General features: G+C 40.1%; 14 protein-coding genes and 1 pseudogene. 14 read left to right on the top strand and 1 reads right to left on the bottom strand.

Features of this window, described 5'->3' with window-relative positions; genetic code table 11:
* Nucleotides 1-15: 15 nt before the first annotated feature.
* Nucleotides 16-2571 carry a penicillin-binding protein PBP1a gene (gene ponA / locus ACLCEG_RS10415; RefSeq protein ID WP_068932384.1) on the bottom strand — a complete coding sequence of 852 codons (2556 nt, stop codon included), beginning with the start codon at nt 2569-2571 and terminating at the stop codon, nt 16-18.
* Between the two features lie 161 nt (nt 2572-2732).
* Between ponA and ACLCEG_RS10410 the strand changes: the two genes are divergently transcribed.
* The 14 genes and pseudogenes from ACLCEG_RS10410 (at nt 2733) to ACLCEG_RS10345 (ending at nt 20334) form a co-directional block, all read left to right on the top strand.
* A complete protein-coding gene (locus tag ACLCEG_RS10410) occupies nt 2733-3791 on the top strand; it encodes a pilus assembly protein PilM (protein ID WP_004705187.1) in 1059 nt (352 codons plus the stop codon).
* On the top strand, nt 3791-4435 hold the full coding sequence (locus ACLCEG_RS10405; RefSeq protein ID WP_410567425.1) for a PilN domain-containing protein: 645 nt from the start codon (nt 3791-3793) through the stop codon (nt 4433-4435). The genes ACLCEG_RS10410 and ACLCEG_RS10405 overlap by 1 nt, the downstream gene beginning before the upstream one ends.
* The gene (locus ACLCEG_RS10400; protein ID WP_410567423.1) at nt 4432-5172 is read left to right on the top strand and encodes a type 4a pilus biogenesis protein PilO; all 741 of its coding nucleotides are present in this window, start codon (nt 4432-4434) and stop codon (nt 5170-5172) included. Before ACLCEG_RS10405 ends, ACLCEG_RS10400 begins: the two co-directional genes overlap by 4 nt.
* A 10-nt stretch (nt 5173-5182) precedes the next feature.
* The gene (locus ACLCEG_RS10395) at nt 5183-5710 is read left to right on the top strand and encodes a pilus assembly protein PilP (RefSeq protein ID WP_004705193.1); all 528 of its coding nucleotides are present in this window, start codon (nt 5183-5185) and stop codon (nt 5708-5710) included.
* A gap of 61 nt (nt 5711-5771) precedes the next feature.
* Nucleotides 5772-7883 (top strand): type IV pilus secretin PilQ, encoded by a 2112-nt coding sequence (gene pilQ, locus ACLCEG_RS10390; protein ID WP_410567421.1) that lies wholly within the window; start codon nt 5772-5774, stop codon nt 7881-7883.
* Between the two features lie 11 nt (nt 7884-7894).
* Complete coding sequence (aroK, locus tag ACLCEG_RS10385) at nt 7895-8464, top strand: shikimate kinase AroK (RefSeq protein WP_191016394.1); 570 nt, start codon at nt 7895-7897, stop codon at nt 8462-8464.
* A 28-nt stretch (nt 8465-8492) separates the two neighbouring features.
* Entirely contained in the window at nt 8493-9575 is a 1083-nt protein-coding gene (gene aroB / locus ACLCEG_RS10380) for a 3-dehydroquinate synthase (RefSeq protein ID WP_410567419.1), read from the top strand.
* Nucleotides 9576-9590: 15 nt separating this feature from the next.
* A pseudogene (locus ACLCEG_RS10375) lies at nt 9591-10465 on the top strand (hypothetical protein).
* A gap of 461 nt (nt 10466-10926) precedes the next feature.
* Nucleotides 10927-15402: a glutamate synthase large subunit gene (gene gltB / locus ACLCEG_RS10370; RefSeq protein WP_410567417.1), complete on the top strand. Its 4476-nt coding sequence runs from the start codon at nt 10927-10929 to the stop codon at nt 15400-15402.
* A 69-nt stretch (nt 15403-15471) separates the two neighbouring features.
* Nucleotides 15472-16893 carry an FAD-dependent oxidoreductase gene (locus ACLCEG_RS10365; protein ID WP_347016891.1) on the top strand — a complete coding sequence of 474 codons (1422 nt, stop codon included), beginning with the start codon at nt 15472-15474 and terminating at the stop codon, nt 16891-16893.
* A 174-nt stretch (nt 16894-17067) separates the two neighbouring features.
* Complete coding sequence (locus ACLCEG_RS10360) at nt 17068-17955, top strand: metal-dependent hydrolase (RefSeq protein WP_347016892.1); 888 nt, start codon at nt 17068-17070, stop codon at nt 17953-17955.
* A gap of 130 nt (nt 17956-18085) precedes the next feature.
* Nucleotides 18086-18676: a LemA family protein gene (locus ACLCEG_RS10355; RefSeq protein ID WP_002051712.1), complete on the top strand. Its 591-nt coding sequence runs from the start codon at nt 18086-18088 to the stop codon at nt 18674-18676.
* A gap of 21 nt (nt 18677-18697) precedes the next feature.
* Complete coding sequence (locus ACLCEG_RS10350; RefSeq protein WP_410567414.1) at nt 18698-19780, top strand: TPM domain-containing protein; 1083 nt, start codon at nt 18698-18700, stop codon at nt 19778-19780.
* A complete protein-coding gene (locus ACLCEG_RS10345; protein WP_410567412.1) occupies nt 19774-20334 on the top strand; it encodes a TPM domain-containing protein in 561 nt (186 codons plus the stop codon). The genes ACLCEG_RS10350 and ACLCEG_RS10345 overlap by 7 nt, the downstream gene beginning before the upstream one ends.
* Nucleotides 20335-20535: the final 201 nt, after the last annotated feature.

Raw genomic sequence — 20535 nt, 5'->3', positions numbered from 1 at the left:
ATGGCTTTTTTATTTTTACTCAATTTGGTTAATCAAGTTTTCTAATTCATCTTTGTCACGCTTCGGTGCTGCTCCTTGTGCGGGCTTCATTGCTGGAGGCGCTGCTTTAGATGGAATTACAATTTCTTCGCCTGGTAAGTCATCGAAGTCATTGGTAGTGTTTTTAGGCTGTGGCGGTGCAGGACGATAAAGTGGTCGAGCCAATGGTGGCGCTGCGCGATATGTTTTCTTATCGCCAACTTCACTTGCGACATCTTGTTTTTCACGAGAAATAGGTGCTTGAGCATCTTTCTCTAAACGAACCCAAGACGCTGGAGTGCCTTTAAGCGATTGATCCATAAAGTTAATCCAGATTGGTAATGCAGCAATACCGCCATACTCGCGACGACCAAGTGTTGTTGGTTGGTCAAAACCAACCCAAGTAATAGCGACTAATTTGCCATTAAAACCTGCAAACCATGCATCTTTTGCATCGTTTGTTGTACCTGTTTTACCCCCCAGGTCACTACGGCCAATTTTAAGTGCAGCACGACCAGTACCATGCTCAATTACATCACGTAAGATATTCGCCATATCATAAGCAGAGCTTGATTTTAAAATACGCTGAGCTTGTCGATATTGACTGTTATTTTTATCTGTTTGTTTAAGATTAAGCTGTTTGGCTGCTTTTTCTTTCTGCTCCAACTCTTTATTGGTCACTTCAACAACTTGATCATCAGGTGTGGTTGCTTGAGCATCATCTGTTGTTTCAGGTGCATTAATACATGGAATACATGCATATTCTGGTTTAGCTTCGTAAATAACTTTACCGTATGCATCTTCAATACGTTGGATGAAATGTGGTTGAACACGGTAACCACCATTTGCAAAAGTTGCATAACCCGTTGCCATTTGAATTGGTAATACTTGAGGTGTACCTAAGGCAATAGTGTAGTTACGTGGAATTTGATCTTCTTGTAAACCAAAATCCATGAATAATTGACGAGTACGTTCAATCCCTACAGTCTGCAAAAGTCTTACTGATACAGTATTACGAGATAAATACAAAGCACGTCGTAATGGGATCATACCTAGGTAACGACCATCAGAGTTCTTTGGTGTCCACTTGCCAATGGTAATCGGACTATCGTTGACCATGGTGTAAGGTGTCATACCACGTTCTAATGCCAAAGCATAAAGAAATGGCTTGATGGTAGAACCCGGTTGACGCCAGCCTTGCAAAGCACGGTTAAATTTTGATTGATAAAAATTATAGCCACCAACAATCGCTTCAATTGATCCATCATTTGGATTAATTGCAATAAGCTGGCCTTGAACTTTTGGTACTTGAACTAACGACCATGCAGTCTTAGCTTCATTTGGACGTAAGCGAATAATATCTTTCACTTTAACAATTTGAGATGCACGTGAAGGTGCTCCACCTACGCTGTTTGCATTGCGATAGGGGCGGGCCCATGACATACCAGACCATTGCACAGTGACGGTTGAACCATCTTGCATTAAAGCATCAAAAGAGTTGCTATTTACTTTAGTCACTTCTGCGGGGTAGGTGTTAGCATAAGCTCTAAATTGGCTTAATGGTTTATCATGTGCTTCTGCGCCACGCCAACCATGACGTCTGTCATAAGCCTCAAGACCATCTTGTACAGATTTCTCTGCAATAGCCTGACGCTGGGCATTAATGGTTGTATAAACCTTATAACCTGAGTCAATTGCTTGTTCACCAAAATGTTTTACAAGCTCTGAGCGAACCATTTCACCTGCATATGGATGAATATTATTTAAGTCGCGGTTGGGCATATTCAAATTAATAGGCTCAGCCACAGCTTTTTGATATTCCGCTTGAGAAATATAACCGAGTTGCAACATACGGCCTAAAATCCAGTTACGGCGTTCAAGTGCACGTTCAGGATTAACAACAGGGTTATATTTGGATGGCGCTTTTGGTAAACCTGCAATCATTGCCATCTGAGCAATGCTAAGTTCATTAATGCTCTTGTTATAGTAAATTTTGGCTGCTGCTGCGATACCGTACGCATTTTTCCCCAAGAAAATCTTATTGACATAAAGACTTAAGATGTCTTCTTTAGATAAGTTTTGCTCAATTTTCCGAGCCAAAAAGATTTCTGTTAGTTTACGTTTTAACGTTCTCTCGGGACTTAAATAATAGTTTTTTGCGACCTGCATTGTGATGGTAGAGCCACCAGTTTGCACATCGGAACCAGTCACACTCTCGCTTAAAGCACGACCTAAACCTTTAAAGCTAATACCGCTATGCTCAAAGAAAGATGAGTCTTCTGCAGCTAAAAATGCATGAATAAAAGCAGGAGGAATTTGTTTGTATTCAACCGGTATCGAAAGTTTACCACCATACTCAGCAATAAGTTGATTATCGGCTGTATAGACTTGTAATGGTTTTAGAAGTGGTGCTTTCTTTAATGAACTCATTTCCGGGAGGGTTGGGGCAATATAGAGATACATGCCATAAAATCCCATCGGAAGTGAGACTAAGATAATAATAATGATCAAAAAAATTGGACGCACGAAGCCCAAACTGGATAGCTTTTTCATGATAAGTAAGCTTTAATAAGATCGAATACAAACTAATTGTGGTCAGTATAGCCTTTAGACATGCGGATTGTTAGATGAGATATTGTATCCGTGTAAAAATAAAGACCGAGATTGTTGGTTTGTAATTTTTTTTGGGGATAAAAAAATAATAGGACAATAGTGTGCTCAGGTTATATCGTAAACCTAATAAGGGGTTAATGGGCGTCGATATTAGTTCGACTTCTGTTAAGTTGTTAGAGCTCTCTGTCAAGAACGGTAAATATTGGGTTGAAAGCTATGCTTTGATGCCTTTACCTGAAAACAGTGTAGTTGAAAAAAATATCTTAAATCCAGAAGCAGTAGCGGAAGCATTGGAAAGGGCGATTAATTTAGCAAATCCCCAAACTAAAAATGCGGCAATTGCTGTTCCTACATCGACGGTTATTCATAAAACTATCGAGATGGATGCGGATATGAGCGATGATGAACGTGAAGTTCAGATTCGTGTAGATGCGGAGCAGTATATACCGTTCCCTTTGGATGAGGTGAGCCTAGATTTTGAGGTTCTACCTGACCGGCTCGCGAATTCAAATCGTGTAAATGTACTCTTAGTCGCAACAAGAACGGAAAACGTAGAAACGCGCGTTGAGGTTCTTGAGTTGGCAGATTTAAATCCTAAATTGGCTGATGTTGAAAGTTATGCTGTTGAGCGCGCATTTAGTGTGTTTGCTGATAGCTTACCTATGGGTGCAAATACGATAGGGGTTTTAGATATTGGCCATACCATGACAACATTGTCTGTCATGCAAAACGGCAAAATTATTTATACCCGTGAGCAAGTTTTTGGTGGAAAACAACTTACGCTTGAAATTCAAAGTCGTTATGGTTTGTCTTTAGACGAAGCAAGTCGAGCGAAAAAAGATCGCTCTTTACCAGATGACTATGAAATTGAAGTATTAGATCCGTTTCTAGATGCCGTAGTTCAGCAAGCGGCTCGCTCTTTACAATTCTTCTTTTCTTCATCTCAGTTTAACGAAATAGACCATATTCTGCTTGCAGGCGGAAATGCGAATATTCCAGGTCTTGCCAAGCTTTTGCAGCAAAAATTAGGTTACCGTGTCACTATTGCCAATCCATTTTTACAGATGGGTTTTTCTCCTCAAGTCGACGTTCAAAAAATTGAAAATGATGCCTCATCTTTAATGGTGGCGTGTGGCTTGGCTTTAAGGAGTTTTGATTAATGGCAAGAATTAATTTACTACCTTGGCGTGAAGAGCTGAGGGAGCACAGAAAAAAACAATTTATAACGTTATGCTTTGGGGTGGTTGTGTTAGGAATTACAACCGTATTTGGGGGGTGGTTCTATTTTGATCATAAATTAGATGATCAAGAACAAGCAAATCAACTTATTACAAGTACTAATCAAAACCTTGATCAGCAATTAAAAGCATTAAATGGTTTACAAGAACAACGTGATGCCATCATTGAGCGTATGAAATTGATTCAAGATTTACAGAGTCAGCGTCCAGTCGTGGTAAGACTGGTTGATGAGTTAGTCAGAGTCATGCCGCCCGCAATGTATTTAACGAAATTTAGCCGAACTGGGGATAAATTTACGATTGAAGGTAAAGCTGAAAGTCCAAATACGGTAGCTGAACTACTGCGTAATCTTGAAGCATCTCCTTGGTATCGAAATGCTTTTATGAACTCTTTCTTGGCTACTGAAGATAAAAAAGATAAGGCAGCAAGTTCTCTTCTTCCTAGGGTAGAAGATCATTACGGTAGTTTTGTTGTGACTGTCGATTTAGGGGAAATGGGCGTGACCACAGCTGATAATAATGCTGATAAACCAGCCGTAGTTAAAGATACGGGGGCAGCAAAATGAGTCAAGATGAACTTCACGAGTTATCATTAGAGCAATCGGCTTCAAAGAAAAAGAAATTTAATCTCGATAAATTCCTTCAACAATTTAATACGCTGGATATGAACAACTACGGTAGTTGGCCCATATCTGTAAAAATTACTTGCTGGATTTTTATTTTCTTTGCTGTATTAGCCTTGGGTTATTTTGTTGCTATTCAGCCAAAGCTACAAGCAATTGATAATGCTCAAGCTCAGGAAACTAACTTGTTAAACGAATTTCGAGAAAAAGATTCGAAATTACGTAATTTGCAACAGTATCAAGTCCAACTTCAAGAGATGCAGGCAAATTTTAATCAGCAATTAGAGCAGTTGCCTAAAGAAACCGAGATTCCAAGTTTAGTTGAAGATATCAACTTAACTGGTGTGAACTCTGGATTGAAATTAAAAAATATTCGTTTAGAGGATGAAATAAAACAGGAAGTATTTATTGAGCAACCGATTGCAATTGAGGCTACAGGGGACTATCACGCTTTTGGAGCTTTTGTGAGTAGTATTGCTGCGTTGCCGCGTATCGTAACCATGCACGACTTTACCGTTGATGTATCTCCAGCGAAAGACAGCAAGTCAGATATTCCTGTATTGAACTATTCTATCAAAGCGAAAACCTATCGCTATGTAGAAGCAACAGATACAGCGAAGCAATCGACCCAATCTCCAACAACACCTGCTTCAACTAGCACTACTGCTCAGCCGAAATAGGAGAGTTATGATGAAAATTAAGCAAATTACTCTTTATATTTTGGCTTGTGCTGCGCTTGTAGGATGTGATTCAAGAATTGATGCAGTCAATCAGCAAATGGCAAATATCCGTAATCAACCGCCGCTAGCTATTGAACCAGCACCTATTTTTACTCCTGTACCACAATTTAATTATGCTGCTCATCAATTGAAAAGCCCATTTATGCCAAGCTCACTGGCTGCTGAACTCAAAATTATGGCTGGAAAACGGGTTTATCCAAATTTCTCACGTACGCCACAGCCATTAGAAAGTTATGCACTTGAGGCTTTAAGTATGAAAGGAAGCATGCGCAATAGCCGTGGTCAAATATTAGCTCTTATCCAGACGCCAGATCATCAAGTTGAACGGGTACAAGTGGGCAATTATATGGGCATGAATCAGGGCCGTATTACCCAGATTAGTCCGACTCAGATTGATTTGGTCGAGATTGTGCCAGATGGTCGAGAAGGCTATGTCGAAAGACCGAGAACATTGGTCTTGATTGGGCCTGCACCCTAATATTTAGGGAATAACAACGAAAAAGTATTTTTAAAGATTATTTATTGGGGATGGTCAGACAATGAATCAGGTATTCCGTCAGTTTTCTATGGGGGCTGTAGCGATTGCAATTATGCAGGCTGCATCTGCACAGGTCAGCATGACCAATATTGTACCAACGCAAATTGCAGGTCAGGGTACAGAAATTAGAGTCATGTTTAATGGTTTGCCTCCACAGCCACAAGCTTACCAACTTGAAAACCCTTCGCGTTTAATACTAGATTTTGATAAGGCGCAACAAAGTTTAAAGCAGTCTAAAATTGCTGTTGCAACGAATGAAGCAAGTTCCGTTGATGTGACTTCAGATGATGTGCGTTCACGCTTAACTGTAAATCTAAAAGATGCTGGTGCTTTTACAACGCGCGTGGAAGGCAATACTTTTATTCTAAAAATTAATTCAGCTCAAACAACGAATAAGCCGATACCAGCAGCTACCGTACAACCACAAGGTGTTTCAAATATTGGCTTTCAGCGTGGTAGTCAGGGAGAAGGTTTAGTTGTTGTCGATCTTTTGGGAAGTAATACGCCTGTAGATGTTCAACAACAAGGCAGTAAAGTTGTTATAAGAACATTAGGTACAAAGATTCCGACACATTTAGCACGTCGTTTAAATGTAAATGATTTTGCAACGCCTATTTCAAGTATTGATGCTTATAATGAAAAAGGTGCTGGTGTAATCACAATTCAGTCATCTGGTAGCTATGAATATATGGCCTATCAGGCTGAAAATAAGCTCACTATTAGTTTGAAACGTCCACAAGATAAAAGTACATCAGCTTCGTATAAAGCACCAAATTATTCAGGCAATAAACTTTCATTAGACTTCCAAGACATTGAAGTGCGTCGTGTTCTACAATTGCTTGCCGATTTTACAGGCATCAATATGGTGGCTGCTGATAGTGTGCAAGGTAACATCACGCTACGTTTGAAAGATGTACCTTGGGATCAGGCACTAGATATTATTTTAAAAACTAAAAATCTTGATAAACGTCGTAATGGGAATGTAATTTGGATTGCTCCTGTTACTGAATTAATTAAAGCAGAAGATGATGAGGCAAAAGCCTTAGCTCAAACGATTAAGTTAGCACCAATCCAAACAGATTATATTCGTTTGAATTATGCGAAAGCAGCGGATGTACTTAAGTTAATTGAAGAGACCCGTGATGCAAAAGGAGCAGCCGTAAACCGTACTGCCAATTCAGATACTCTCGCTTTAGAGAGTTTATTGAGCTCACGTGGTAGCGCGGTTGCTGATACACGTACTAATACTTTAATTGTAAATGATACAGCACAAAACATTGATAAAATTCATAAAATGATTGATTTGCTTGATGTACAGGTTAAGCAAGTTATGGTTGAAGCACGTATTGTTAGAGCCTCTACCTCATTTACCAAAGAACTTGGGGTAAAGTGGGGTATTCTTTCGCAAGGAATTACCAAAAATAATGATTTATTGGTTGGTGGAAGTGAAACAACTTTATGGAATTTAAAAAATCCAGATAGCAGTGGGAAGTATACAATTGAACGTCCAGATAATTTAAACGTTGATTTGGGTGTTTCTAATCCAGCAGGAAGTATTGCCTTTGGCCTCATTAGTATGTCTGACTTCATGTTGGACCTTGAACTCTCAGCTTTACAGGCTGATGGTTATGGTGAGGTGATTTCAACACCTAAAGTGATGACTGCAGATAAGCAGCCTGCAAAAGTTGCCACTGGTCAGCAAGTTCCATATCAGACCAGCACTACTTCTGGTGCTGGTTCTACAGCGACAACATCATTTAAAGATGCTCTCTTAAGTCTGGATGTTACGCCTAGCATTACACCTGATGGCAAGATTCAAATGAAATTAGATATTTCTAAGGATTCTATAGCTGGTGAAGCACCGAATGGTGAATTAATTCTGAATAAGAATAATATCAATACCAATGTATTGGTGGATAATGGAGAAACTGTCATTTTAGGTGGTGTATTTGAGCAGACAACAAAGAATTCTCAAACCAAAGTTCCATTTTTCGGTGATATTCCTTTAGTTGGACGTTTATTCAGAAAAGATGTAAAGTCTGATGATAAACAAGAGTTACTGATTTTCGTAACACCACGAATTGTTAATGACACTTTGGCGAGAAATCATTAATATATTTTTCAATGAAAGCAATTGAAATAGGTGGCGCCTTGCCAAGCAAAGCGTTTGAAACCCTACCAAATATTTATTTGGTAGGGCCCATGGGGGCAGGAAAAACAACCGTTGGACGTCATTTAGCAGAACTATTAGGGCGTGAATTTTTAGATAGTGATCATGAAATTGAGCGCAAGACAGGGGCAACTATTCCTTGGATTTTTGAAAAAGAGGGAGAGATTGGGTTCCGAACTCGCGAAACTGTGGTTTTAAATGAGCTGACCTTACGTAAAGCGTTGGTGTTGGCAACAGGTGGTGGGGCAATTACCCAAGCGCCTAACCGACAATTTTTAAAGCAACGCGGAATAGTTATTTATCTCTATACACCTGTCGAATTACAATTACAAAGAACCTACCGCGACAAAAACAGACCATTATTACAAGTTGAAAATCCTGAACAGAAATTGCGAGACCTATTAAAGATCAGAGACCCTTTGTATCGTGAAGTTGCACATTATACGATTGAAACGAATCAAGGCGCTGCACGTGATCTCGCACAAAAGATTTTGCAACTTATTCTATCGAACAAGCTAAAATAGACAAACTGACTAGTGGTTTTATAAATTCATGCAAACATTACATGTTGAATTAGGCGAACGCCGTTATCCTATTTTTATTGGTAGTCAACTTGACCCGAAACAATTACTAGAGCCTTATATTCATGGTCAACAGGTCATGATAGTCAGTAATGTGACGGTTGCGCCTTTATATTTAAGCCACTATCAGGAAGCTTTAAAAAGTTTAGGTAAAACAGTTGCGACTTGTATTTTGCCTGATGGTGAAAAATACAAAGATATTCAACATCTAAATTTAATTTTTGATGCATTACTTGAAGCTGGTTTTAACCGTGATTGTACCGTTTTAGCTTTAGGTGGTGGTGTGATTGGTGATATGGCTGGTTTTGCATCTGCTTGTTTCCAGCGTGGAGTTTACTTTGTTCAGGTTCCTACCACATTACTTTCACAAGTAGATTCAAGTGTTGGTGGAAAAACAGGAATCAACCATCCGCTTGGTAAAAATATGTTAGGTGCTTTTCAACAGCCGCAAGTTGTTCTGGCTGATATGTCACAACTCAATACATTGCCAGAACGTGAACTTTCAGCAGGTTTAGCTGAAGTGATTAAATATGCTGTTTTAGGTGATGTCGATTTCTTGGTATGGCTTGAAGAAAATATGGATGGGCTTGTTGCGAGAGATGCTAATTTACTTGCAGAAGCTGTCTATCGTTCATGTGCTCACAAAGCGCGTATCGTTGCCAATGATGAAAAAGAACAAGGTGAACGTGCTTTACTTAATTTAGGCCACACTTTCGGTCATGCGATTGAGTCATATCTTGGTTATGGTACTTGGTTACACGGTGAAGCTGTTGCAACTGGTATGATCATGGCAGCAGATTTATCTCAGCGTTTGGGCTGGATCTCAACTGAAGATGTAGCACGTACAAAAAAAATCATTCAACGTGCGAATTTGCCGATATCATGTCCACAAATTCCATTGGATGATTTCCTTGGATACATGGCGCATGACAAAAAAGTTCTCAATGGGCAATTACGTTTGGTGTTATTAAAACAACTTGGACAAGCTGTCATTACTAAAGACTTTGATGTCGAATTAATGAAGCAAGCTATTTTGGCAAATCAACACGGATAATAGATAAGGTAAAGCATGACTGTATCACGTACATTTTGGCAGAATGTTCAACAATATATCTGGTTGGTTGGTGGTATTGCCTGCTTGTTGCTGGCTTTTATTTTCTGGGTAATTACCGATAGCAAAAAACTGGTTGAAGTTGAAAAGTCAGCTGATTCTGATGCGCCTGTTCAAATTCAACCAGAGAAAGTTGCTACGACACCTAACTTGGGTGCTTTAGCTGATGAAGTTCGTCCACTCGATTTGACCACGCGTACAGTTGCATCTGGTGAGCATGAACCAGAGTTTCGTGGTACGAAATTTATTAACGAAAATAAAAAACAATGGACGCTTGAGATATTTAGAGCATCTGATGAAGACATCATTAAAAACTTTTTAAAAAATCGTAGTGATCGTAATAAATTTATTTATTTTCGTTTAAGTGGTGAACAGCAAGCGGAGCAGTATGTTTTGGTTTATGGAACCTTTAAACGCTCAGACGATGCAATTCAGCAGTTAACACAGATTAACCTACAATTGCCTGAGTCTATTAAGCCTCAGCCACAACAGTTCTCAAGTTATGCCTCACTAGTAAATGACTTGGGGGCAGATGAGATGAAAGGTGGAAATAATCAGCTTTATGAGGTTCGTCTGCGTCCAGCCGCTCTACCTACAATTGATGAGTCATTACTGATGGCTGGATCAACTAATGCCGCAGTCAATGTTCAGCCGAAAGCTCCTATAACCAATTCAGCTACTAAGACCACTATCGTTCGCCGTGATGCTCAAGGAAATGTAGTGGATGTACAACAATCGAATTCAAATATTGATCAACCTAATAAGCCAGCTCAAACACGTTCAAATGATATTCAATAAAAAATGCCTCAAATAAGGGCAGCAAAAGGAGATAATTTGCTCAACAATATGCACAATGTTGGTGCAAAATAAAATCTAATAATATTTTTTGACCACATCTGGTGCATATTTAGTCATTTTTTGGTGTGATAACGCGAATAAAATAGATATATTTATATTAAATATAAGTACTTAGATTAATTTTTATTACATGGCACACTTTTTGCTTTATTGTTGTGCTTATTAATGTGCTGCAAACTATTTTAGTCCTCTAAGAAGTGAATTCTATGCAGAGTCGTGGGGTCGAACTGCTTTAAAAGAGTGCGAAATAAGTCAAAACATTTTTCTAGCAAAAACCAGTGTACGTAAAAATGGAACAGCGTATATTGGCTTATCAGCCCAAAATTTTTTATTTGCGAAACATTGAGCTAACTATCATCGGTAGGCACTATCGCAAAAAGAAGTTGTTTGTTTGACGCTCGAAAGAGCCTTATTGAAAGAAGGGTACGCTATGCACATGCCATCGCCTAATACTGTAGCTCCCGCTCAAGGTTTATATCAGCCTGATGAGTTTAAGGATAACTGTGGTTTTGGACTGATTGCCCATATGAAGGGTGAATCAAGTCATCATCTAGTAGAAACCGCGATTCACAGTTTAAGTTGCATGACGCACCGTGGTGGTATTGCCGCAGATGGCAAGACGGGAGATGGTTGCGGCTTATTATTGGCGATGCCAAAGCAATTTTTCCGTGATGAAGCAAAAAAACTAAGTGATATTACACTCAGTGAAATTTTTGCTGTGGGTACGGTATTTTTAAATATTGATCCAGCATTAGCACAGCACTCTAAAAATATTTTAACGAAAGAAATCGAGTCAGAAGGTTTACGTGTACTTGCTTGGCGTATCGTTCCTACAAATAACGATGCGTTAGGTGAAATTGCGCTTCAATCTTTACCAGCTTTTGAACAAGTCATTGTGAACTGTCCAATGGGTGTAACTGAGGTTGAATTTAACCGTAAGTTATTCTTGGCGCGTCGCCGTGCGGAGCAACAACTCCAAAAAGATCCGCTATTTTATGTGACTACGCTTTGTTCAACAGTCATTAGCTATAAAGGCTTGATGATGCCTGCGGCAATTGCTGAGTTCTATACAGACTTGGCAGATGAGCGCTTAAAATCGCATATTGTGGTATTCCACCAACGTTTCTCTACAAATACATTACCGCGTTGGCCTTTGGCGCAGCCATTCCGTTACCTTGCACATAATGGTGAAATCAATACCATTACAGCAAACCGTAACTGGGCATTGGCACGTACGCCTAAATTTGAAAACCCATTATTACCAGGTCTTACTGAGCTTAATCCGATTGTAAACCGCACAGGTTCAGACTCTTCAAGCCTAGATAACATGCTTGAGATTTTGGTGGGTGGTGGTATGGATTTATTCCGTGCATTACGCATGCTCGTTCCACCAGCTTGGCAAAACGTTGAAACTTTAGATGCAGACTTACGTGCATTCTATGAGTTCAACTCTAAGCATATGGAAGCTTGGGATGGTCCTGCTGGTCTTGTTATTCAAGATGGTCGTCATGCGATTTGTATGCTTGACCGTAATGGTTTACGTCCTGCACGTTGGGTAATTACCAAAAATGATTACATCACCTTAGCATCTGAAATTGGTGTTTGGGGCTATGAACCTGAAGATGTAGTTTCTAAAGGCCGTGTAGGCCCGGGTCAAATTTTGGTAGTTGATACCCTAACAGGTAAAGTACTCGATACTAAAGATGTGAGTACACATTTGAAAAACATGCGTCCGTACCGCGAATGGCTACGTGATCATGCAATTCGTTTAAAAGCAGACCCAGAACTTGAAGAGCAACTTGTTGATAAAGGTTTAACTGGTGAGGCATTAAAAGTAGCTCAAAAAATGTTTATGGTGACATTTGAAGAGCGCGACCAGTTACTACGCCCAATCGCTGAAAGTGGACAGGAAGCAGTAGGCTCTATGGGTGATGATACACCTATGGCTGTATTGTCTCGTCAAGTACGCCACGTGACAGATTATTTCCGTCAACAGTTTGCACAGGTAACAAACCCACCAATTGACCCGCTACGTGAGTCAATTGTAATGTCGTTAGAGACCTGTTTAGGTCGTGAGCAAAATGTATTTGAGCAAGGCCCTGAGCATGCTGATCGTATCATCATCTCTAGCCCAGTTTTGTCAAATTCAAAAATGCAGCAAATCCGTAGCATTGAGCGTCCGGGTTATGAAGCAGTTGATATCAACTTAAACTATGCCGAAGAAGAAGGTTTGCAAGCTGCGATTACACGTATCTGTGAAGAAGCGGCGCAAGCAGTCCGTGATGGCAAAACTTTAATTGTCTTAACAGATAAAAATATCAGCCAAGGTTTATTACCAGCAAACGCAGCACTTGCAACAGGTGCGGTACATCATTACCTCATCAAAACTGGTCTGCGAACTGATGCAAACATCATGGTTGAAACTGGTTTTGCACGTGATCCGCATCAATTTGCGGTATTACTTGGTTTTGGTGCAACCGCTGTTTATCCATACCTTGCGTATGACGTGATCAATGATTTGATTGCTAAAGGTGAGCTTTTAGGTGATCCGATTCATGCACAAGCAAACTTCCGTAAAGGTATTGAGAAAGGCTTGTTAAAAGTTCTTTCGAAAATGGGTATCTCGACAGTAGCTTCTTACCGTGGTGGTCAGCTTTTTGAAGCAGTAGGCTTATCTTCTGAAGTAGTAGATCAATGTTTCTTGGGCGTTCCAAGTCGTATTCAAGGTGCAACATTTGCTGACCTCGAAAAAGACCAGAAAAAATTAGCGGCGACAGCTTGGTCTAGTCGTAAGCCAATTGATCAGGGTGGTTTGCTTAAATTCGTATTTGGTAAAGAGTACCATGCGTTTAACCCAGATGTGATTAACTCACTACATAAAGCGGTTCGCTCTGGTAAATACGAAGACTTTAAAGAATATGCTGAATTGGTAAATAACCGTCCAGTAGCGACTATTCGTGACTTATTTAAGTTAAAAACAACTAATCCGATCCCAGTTGAACAAGTTGAATCGGTTGAAGATATCTTGCCTCGTTTCGACTCGGCAGGCATGTCTTTAGGTGCGCTTTCTCCAGAAGCTCATGAAGCTATTGCAATTGCGATGAACACCATTGGTGGTCGTTCAAACTCTGGTGAGGGTGGTGAAGACCCTGCACGTTACGGCACAATTCGTAACTCGAAAATTAAGCAAATTGCATCTGGTCGTTTCGGTGTAACACCTGCTTACTTAACTTCTGCTGAAGTTTTGCAAATTAAAGTTGCTCAAGGTGCAAAACCAGGTGAAGGTGGTCAGTTACCAGGTGGTAAAGTGAATGGCTTAATTGCGCGTTTACGTTACTCAGTACCAGGTGTGACACTTATTTCACCTCCGCCACATCACGACATTTACTCAATTGAAGATTTGTCGCAACTGATTTTTGACTTGAAACAAGTTAACCCAAAAGCAATGGTATCTGTGAAGTTGGTATCTGAACCGGGTGTAGGTACGATTGCTGCTGGTGTTGCTAAAGCATATGCAGACTTTATTACCATTTCTGGTTATGACGGTGGTACTGCTGCGTCTCCGCTTTCTTCAATTCACCACGCAGGTTCTCCATGGGAGCTTGGCTTGAGTGAAGCGCATCAGGCACTTCGTGTAAATGACTTACGTGGCAAAGTACGTGTACAAACTGATGGTGGTTTAAAGACTGGTCTTGATGTTATTAAGGCAGCAATTTTAGGTGCTGAGAGTTTCGGTTTTGGTTCAACACCAATGATTGCATTAGGTTGTAAATATCTACGTATTTGCCACTTAAACAACTGTGCAACTGGTGTTGCAACTCAACAAGACCATTTACGTCAAGAGCACTATATTGGCGAGCCAGAAATGCTCATTAACTTCTTCCACTTTATTGCAGAAGAAACACGTGAATGGTTAGCGGCTCTTGGTGTAGCTTCACTTAAAGACTTAATTGGTCGCGTGGACTTACTTGAAGTATTACCGGGTGAAACTGAAAAACATGCTCACCTTGATTTAAGTGCATTGTTAACTTCTCATCCTGCTGCTGAAGGTAAAGCGCAGTACTGTGAAGTACAAGGTAATGCACCATTTGATAAAGGTGTATTGGCTGAGAAAATGGTTGCAGAAATGCTTCCTGCAATTGAGTCAAGTGCAGGCGGTCAATTCAACTTTAATGTTGTGAACTGTGACCGTTCAATTGGTGCACGTGTATCGGGTGAGATTGCTCGTCGCTATGGCAACTTGGGTATGGAAGCACATCCGGTTGTAATGAACTTAACTGGTACAGCTGGTCAGTCACTTGGTGTATGGAACGCTGGTGGTTTACACATCCGTCTTGAGGGTGATGCAAACGACTATGTAGGTAAAGGTATGGCGGGTGGTCGTATTTCGATTTTCCCACCACAAGGTTCACCTTTCCAAACACAAAACACAGCAATTATTGGTAATACCTGTTTGTATGGTGCAACTGGCGGTAAGCTTTTTGCAGCAGGTACAGCGGGTGAGCGTTTTGCAGTTCGTAACTCTGGCGCATTTGCTGTAATCGAAGGTGCGGGTGATCACTGCTGTGAATATATGACAGGTGGTGTTGTGACTGTACTTGGTAAAGTAGGTCATAACTTCGGTGCGGGCATGACTGGTGGTTTTGCTTATGTACTTGACCTTGATAATGACTTCGTAGATTACTATAACCATGAGTTGATTGATTTAAATCGTATTTCAACAGAATCTATGGAAGATCATAAAGAGTTCTTATTGCGTATTATCGATGAGCATATCAAAGAAACAGGTAGTGCTTGGGCTTATAAAATCCGCAATGAGTTCGACTTCTACAGCCGTAAATTCTGGCTTGTAAAACCAAAAGCTGCTAACTTGCAATCGCTTTTGAAAACAACACAAGCTGACCCACAATAATTCCACGACTGCAAAGACATAGGCAGGTGCGGGCAACAGTGAAATCCGCGCCTACCCACGGAGAGAGACATGGCAGAACGCCTAAATAATGACTTTCAATTTCTGGATGTACCACGTCAAGATCCAGAGAAAAAAGATATTACTGTCCGCAAAGCAGAATTTGTGGAAATTTATAAGCCTTTTACTTCGGAAACAGTCACTAATCAGACTCACCGTTGTTTAGGTTGTGGTAATCCTTATTGCGAATGGAAGTGCCCAGTACATAACTACATTCCGAACTGGTTAAAACTGATTGCTGAAGGTCAAATTTTCCAAGCTGCTGAGCTTTGTCACCAAACAAATACCTTACCAGAGGTATGTGGTCGTGTCTGTCCACAAGACCGTTTGTGTGAAGGTGCTTGTACCTTAAATGATGGTTTTGGTGCAGTAACGATTGGTAATGCTGAAAAATACATCAATGACACAGCTTTTGCTTTGGGCTGGCGCCCGGACATGTCACATGTGAAATGGACGGGTAAAAAAGTTGCAATTATTGGTGCAGGCCCAGCAGGTCTAGGCTGCGCAGATATTTTAGCTCGTGGTGGTGTTAAGCCAGTTGTATTTGATAAACGTCCTGAAATTGGTGGCTTACTGACATTTGGTATTCCAGAATTCAAAATGGAAAAAGATGTCATGAAACGCCGCCGTGAAATTTTCACAGGTATGGGCATTGAATTCCGTTTAAATACTGAAATTGGTAAAGATGTCACTATTGATGAATTACTTGCAGAATATGATGCAGTATTCATGGGTATGGGAACTTATACATACATGAAGGGGGGCTTCCCTGGTGAAGACCTTGATGGGGTTTATGACGCGCTTGATTTCTTGATCTCGAATGTAAATCGTTGCCAAGGTTGGGAAAAAGATCCAAGTGAATACATTAGCTTAGACGGTAAAAAAGTTATTGTTCTAGGTGGTGGTGATACCGCTATGGACTGTAACCGTACTTCATTGCGTCAAGGTGCTCACGATGTAACTTGTGCATACCGCCGTGATGAAAGCAACATGCCGGGTTCTGCACGTGAAGTGAAAAATGCCTACGAAGAGGGGGTGAAATTCCTATTCAATCGTCAACCGATCGAGATTGTTGGTGAAAATGGCAAAGTAACAGGCGTAAAAGTAGTAACTACGCAAATGGGTGAACCTGATAGTCGTGGCCGCCGTAGCCCTGAACCAATTCCGGGTTCTGAAGAAGTTTTACCAGCCGATGCAGTTTTACTAGCGTTTGGTTTCCGTCCAAGCCCAGCAGACTGGTTTGGTAATGTGAATATCAATCTTGATGGTTCAGGCCGTGTTATTGCAGCTGAAAAGCAAGAATTCAAATTCCAGACATCAAACCCGAAAATCTTTGCTGGTGGTGATATGGTACGTGGCTCAGACCTAGTCGTGACTGCGATTTGGGAAGGCCGTCAAGCCGCTGAAGGTATTTTAGATTACCTTGGTGTTTAATAAATTAATTTGTTAAATCACTAAAAAAAGCCTACTTCAAGTAGGCTTTTTTTATTGTTTACCATTAGTCAGTTTGACGTTTTTGGCAAATACAATAAGCTTTTTTGCCCTTTTTAGTGCTTAAATCCCAAGACATACTCAAAGCTTCCTTCTTCAATACAGTAGGTGTTGAGTATGAACATCGCAGGTATGACGTCAGAAAAATCATATTTAAATCGTCGAAAAGCGTTGGGTATTACAGTACGTCGCCTTGAGTTTAATCCTCAAGCAATCACGCGCTATTATTTTGCGAACTCGCCTTTAATGTCTCATTTTTTAACTGCACTTTCTTCAACATTTCCAGTAGGAGAGCAGTTTTTTGTAAATAGTGTGCGTAATGTGCGCGACAAAGTTTCAGACCCTCAACTACAGGCACAAATTGCAGCTTTTATTGGGCAAGAAGCGATGCATTCGAAAGCGCATGGTGAATTTAATGAGGCTTGGCGCCGTGAAGACTATAATTTGGACCGTTTTCAAGCGTGGCTAAATGAACGTGATAAATATTTAAGAACAATTCCACCTAAGCTACAGCTGGCACTGACATGTGCATTTGAGCATTTTACGGCTTTGCTTGGTGGATATATTTTACAGCATCCCGAACTACTAAAAACTTTAGATCAAGATGCTCTAAAGCTTTGGGTTTGGCACGCCATTGAAGAAATTGAACATCGTTCAGTTGCATTTGATGTCTATCAACATGTCTATGGTGATGACCGTATTCGTCGATTATTAATGCGTAGTGTCACTACAGGATTTGCAAGTCTCGCTTTCTATGGGACAACTCGTTTATTTTGGCAAGATAAATGGAAAAGCTTACCTAAAATAGGTGGAAATATTTTTGGCGTATATTTACTTGTTAAAATGCTTATACAACTTACACCTGAATATTTTGCTTATTACAAAAAAGACTTTCATCCGAGTCAAACAGATTATGGACATATGGTCGATTACTGGAAAAGCTATTTGGCTGGTGAATATCAAATGACAAGTTTCCAAGAAGAAACAATGCAACGACCAAGCTAAAATAAAAACCGGATTTAAAGATCCGGTTTTTTTAATTTATAAAATAAAAGCAACACAATAATGCCAAATTCATCATACAATCGAGACAAGAGGTTAAAAATATAAAGAAAAACTTGAGGATGAAGTGACGATGAAAACGTTTAAACAACTGGTAATCGCGACAACACTTGCAAGCACCTTACTATTTTCTGGCTGCGGCTATAATACTTTACAGGTCAAAGATGAGGCTGTAACAGCGGCGTGGTCTGAAGTACAAAACCAATATCAACGTCGATCAGATTTGGTACCAAACCTTGTAAATGTGGTTAAAGGCTATGCTAAACATGAAGAGCAAGTATTAACAGAAGTCACTCAAGCACGTGCAAATGTTGCAGGTTTGAAAGTTGATAAAGAAGTATTAGAAGACCCAGCATTACTGGAAAAATATCAACAAGCACAAAGCCAGTTAACAGGTGCACTATCTCGACTTATTGCTGTTTCAGAAAATTACCCAGATTTAAAAGCCAACACTCAATTCCAAGAATTACAGGTTCAGCTTGAGGGTACAGAAAACCGAATTGCTGTGGCACGTAATCGTTATATTACAACTGTTCAGGACTATAACTCTTATGTCCGTCAGTTCCCACAAGCTGTAACAGCAAAAGTGATTGGTATGCATCCGAAAGCTAATTTCTCTGCGGAAGCATCGGCTCAACAGGCTCCAAAAGTTTCTTTTGATTAATTTAAATCAAGGAAGTACCGCATGAGAAATACGATATTGCTTCAGTCTAAGCAAATTAAGGTATTCGTTATTACCTTAATGGTGCTTTGCTGCAGTGTTCTTTTTCAGAGTGCGGCTTGGAGTGAGAATAATATTGCCACTGCTACAGATGAAACTGACACGGTGGTGGCAGGTAAAATTATTCAACAGCAGCAAGCTCAAGCATCGAAGCCTAAAGTAAATGAGCAGGCTGCTTCAAGTGCCGCGCCTCAAGCTCAGGTTGCAAATGACATGGCTGCTGGTGAATCAATTCGTGGTTTACCTACATTAAATCAGCCTGTCATTGATCAAGCCAATATTTTAAGTGAAGCTGAAAAGCAGCAACTTGATCAGAAAATTTTAAATTTATATCAGCAAGGTAAAGCACAAATAGGTATCGTGATTGTGCCGACTACGGGCCAAGAAGATATTTTTGATTACGCTTTGCGTGTCGGTGAGAAATGGCAACTTGGTTCAAGTAAACGTGATAATGGTTTGCTTATCGCAGTTGCAATTAATGATCATAGAATACAAATTCTAACTGGATATGGTTTAGAAGGCGTATTACCTGATATCGTTGCAAGCCGAATTATTAGAAATCAAATTACACCTTACTTTAAACAAGCCCAATATGCACAAGGCTTAAATGCTGGTGTCGATGAAATTACAAGAATTTTAAATCTAGATCCGGAAGTTGCTCAGCAAGCTGCCCAAGATTTAAAAGAGCGCCAACATCAGGCTGCCGAAGAACAACAAGCCAAACAAACAACGCTGACGATGGCATTGTTTATTCTTATTGCCGGAATTGTAGGTTCATTTATTGTTGGTCGACCTCTTAGTGCTTCTACCGCAGGTGTTGCCGCAGCAGTAGCAGGCTTTGTAAACGGTGCTGGCTTGGTTACTAGTTTATTACTTGGATTTGGTATCTTCTTTTTGCTCATTACCTCAATAGCCCAACTTATTTTACAGGCTATTTTAAGTGGTTCTGGTGGTGGTCGCGGCGGTGGCGGCTTTGGCGGTGGTGGCGGAGGCTATGGCGGTGGTGGAGGTCGTTTTGGCGGTGGAGGTGCTTCAGGCTCATGGTAACAACATCAGAAACAACACAAATTATTACTCAACCCAAAATTGAGGAATTTGTAGAGCCAAGTTTAAAACGTTGGTTTAAGCATCTATGTTATTTTCCTGCGAGTAGCCGTTATTTTAGTAAAAAGGATAAACAAGCGATTACTAAAGCTGTTCAACAAGCAGAACTTGGTCATGTCGGTGAAATACAGGTCGTTATAGAAGGGCATATTCCTTGTTCACAAGCGTATAGACAAAATACGCGCTTAAGGGCACAACAACTATTTGCAGAACTTGGGGTTTGGGATACTGAGCTTAATAGCGGTGTGCTGCTCTATTTAAATTTATGTGAGCGCACTGTGGAAATTATATTTGATCGTGGTATTAGAAGTGCGACGACTGAGCAGATATGGCAACAGATTTGCGAGTCTATTGTGCAGCAGCTTAAACAAAAACAGTATCTACAAGCTGTAGTGATTGGGGTTCAGCAAATTGGTGATGTGATGTCACTTTTTTACGATGAAACTATGCCAGATCAAAATAATGAATTGGGCAATGCACCGATTATTATTAATTAGCTTATCTGCTTAAAAAAATAGCGTTTTTAAAAATTATTCCAAATAAGGTAGTTGACAAAAATTGTCATCTATTTGGCTGCTTTTAAAGAGATTTTTGTCACATTAAAGAGTAAAAAAAAGAAATAGGATGTGAAGTAATTTTTATTAGTGATTCAATCCTAATAAAATTACAGTGACAATTTTTGTCACTTATGTGCTTAA

This window comes from Acinetobacter sp. H1(2024), from assembly GCF_046557555.1.
In the GTDB taxonomy this organism is placed as follows: Bacteria; Pseudomonadota; Gammaproteobacteria; order Pseudomonadales; family Moraxellaceae; genus Acinetobacter; species Acinetobacter seifertii.
Note: the sequence above shows the minus strand (reverse complement) of the source record. Positions and strands in the feature narration are given on the sequence as shown.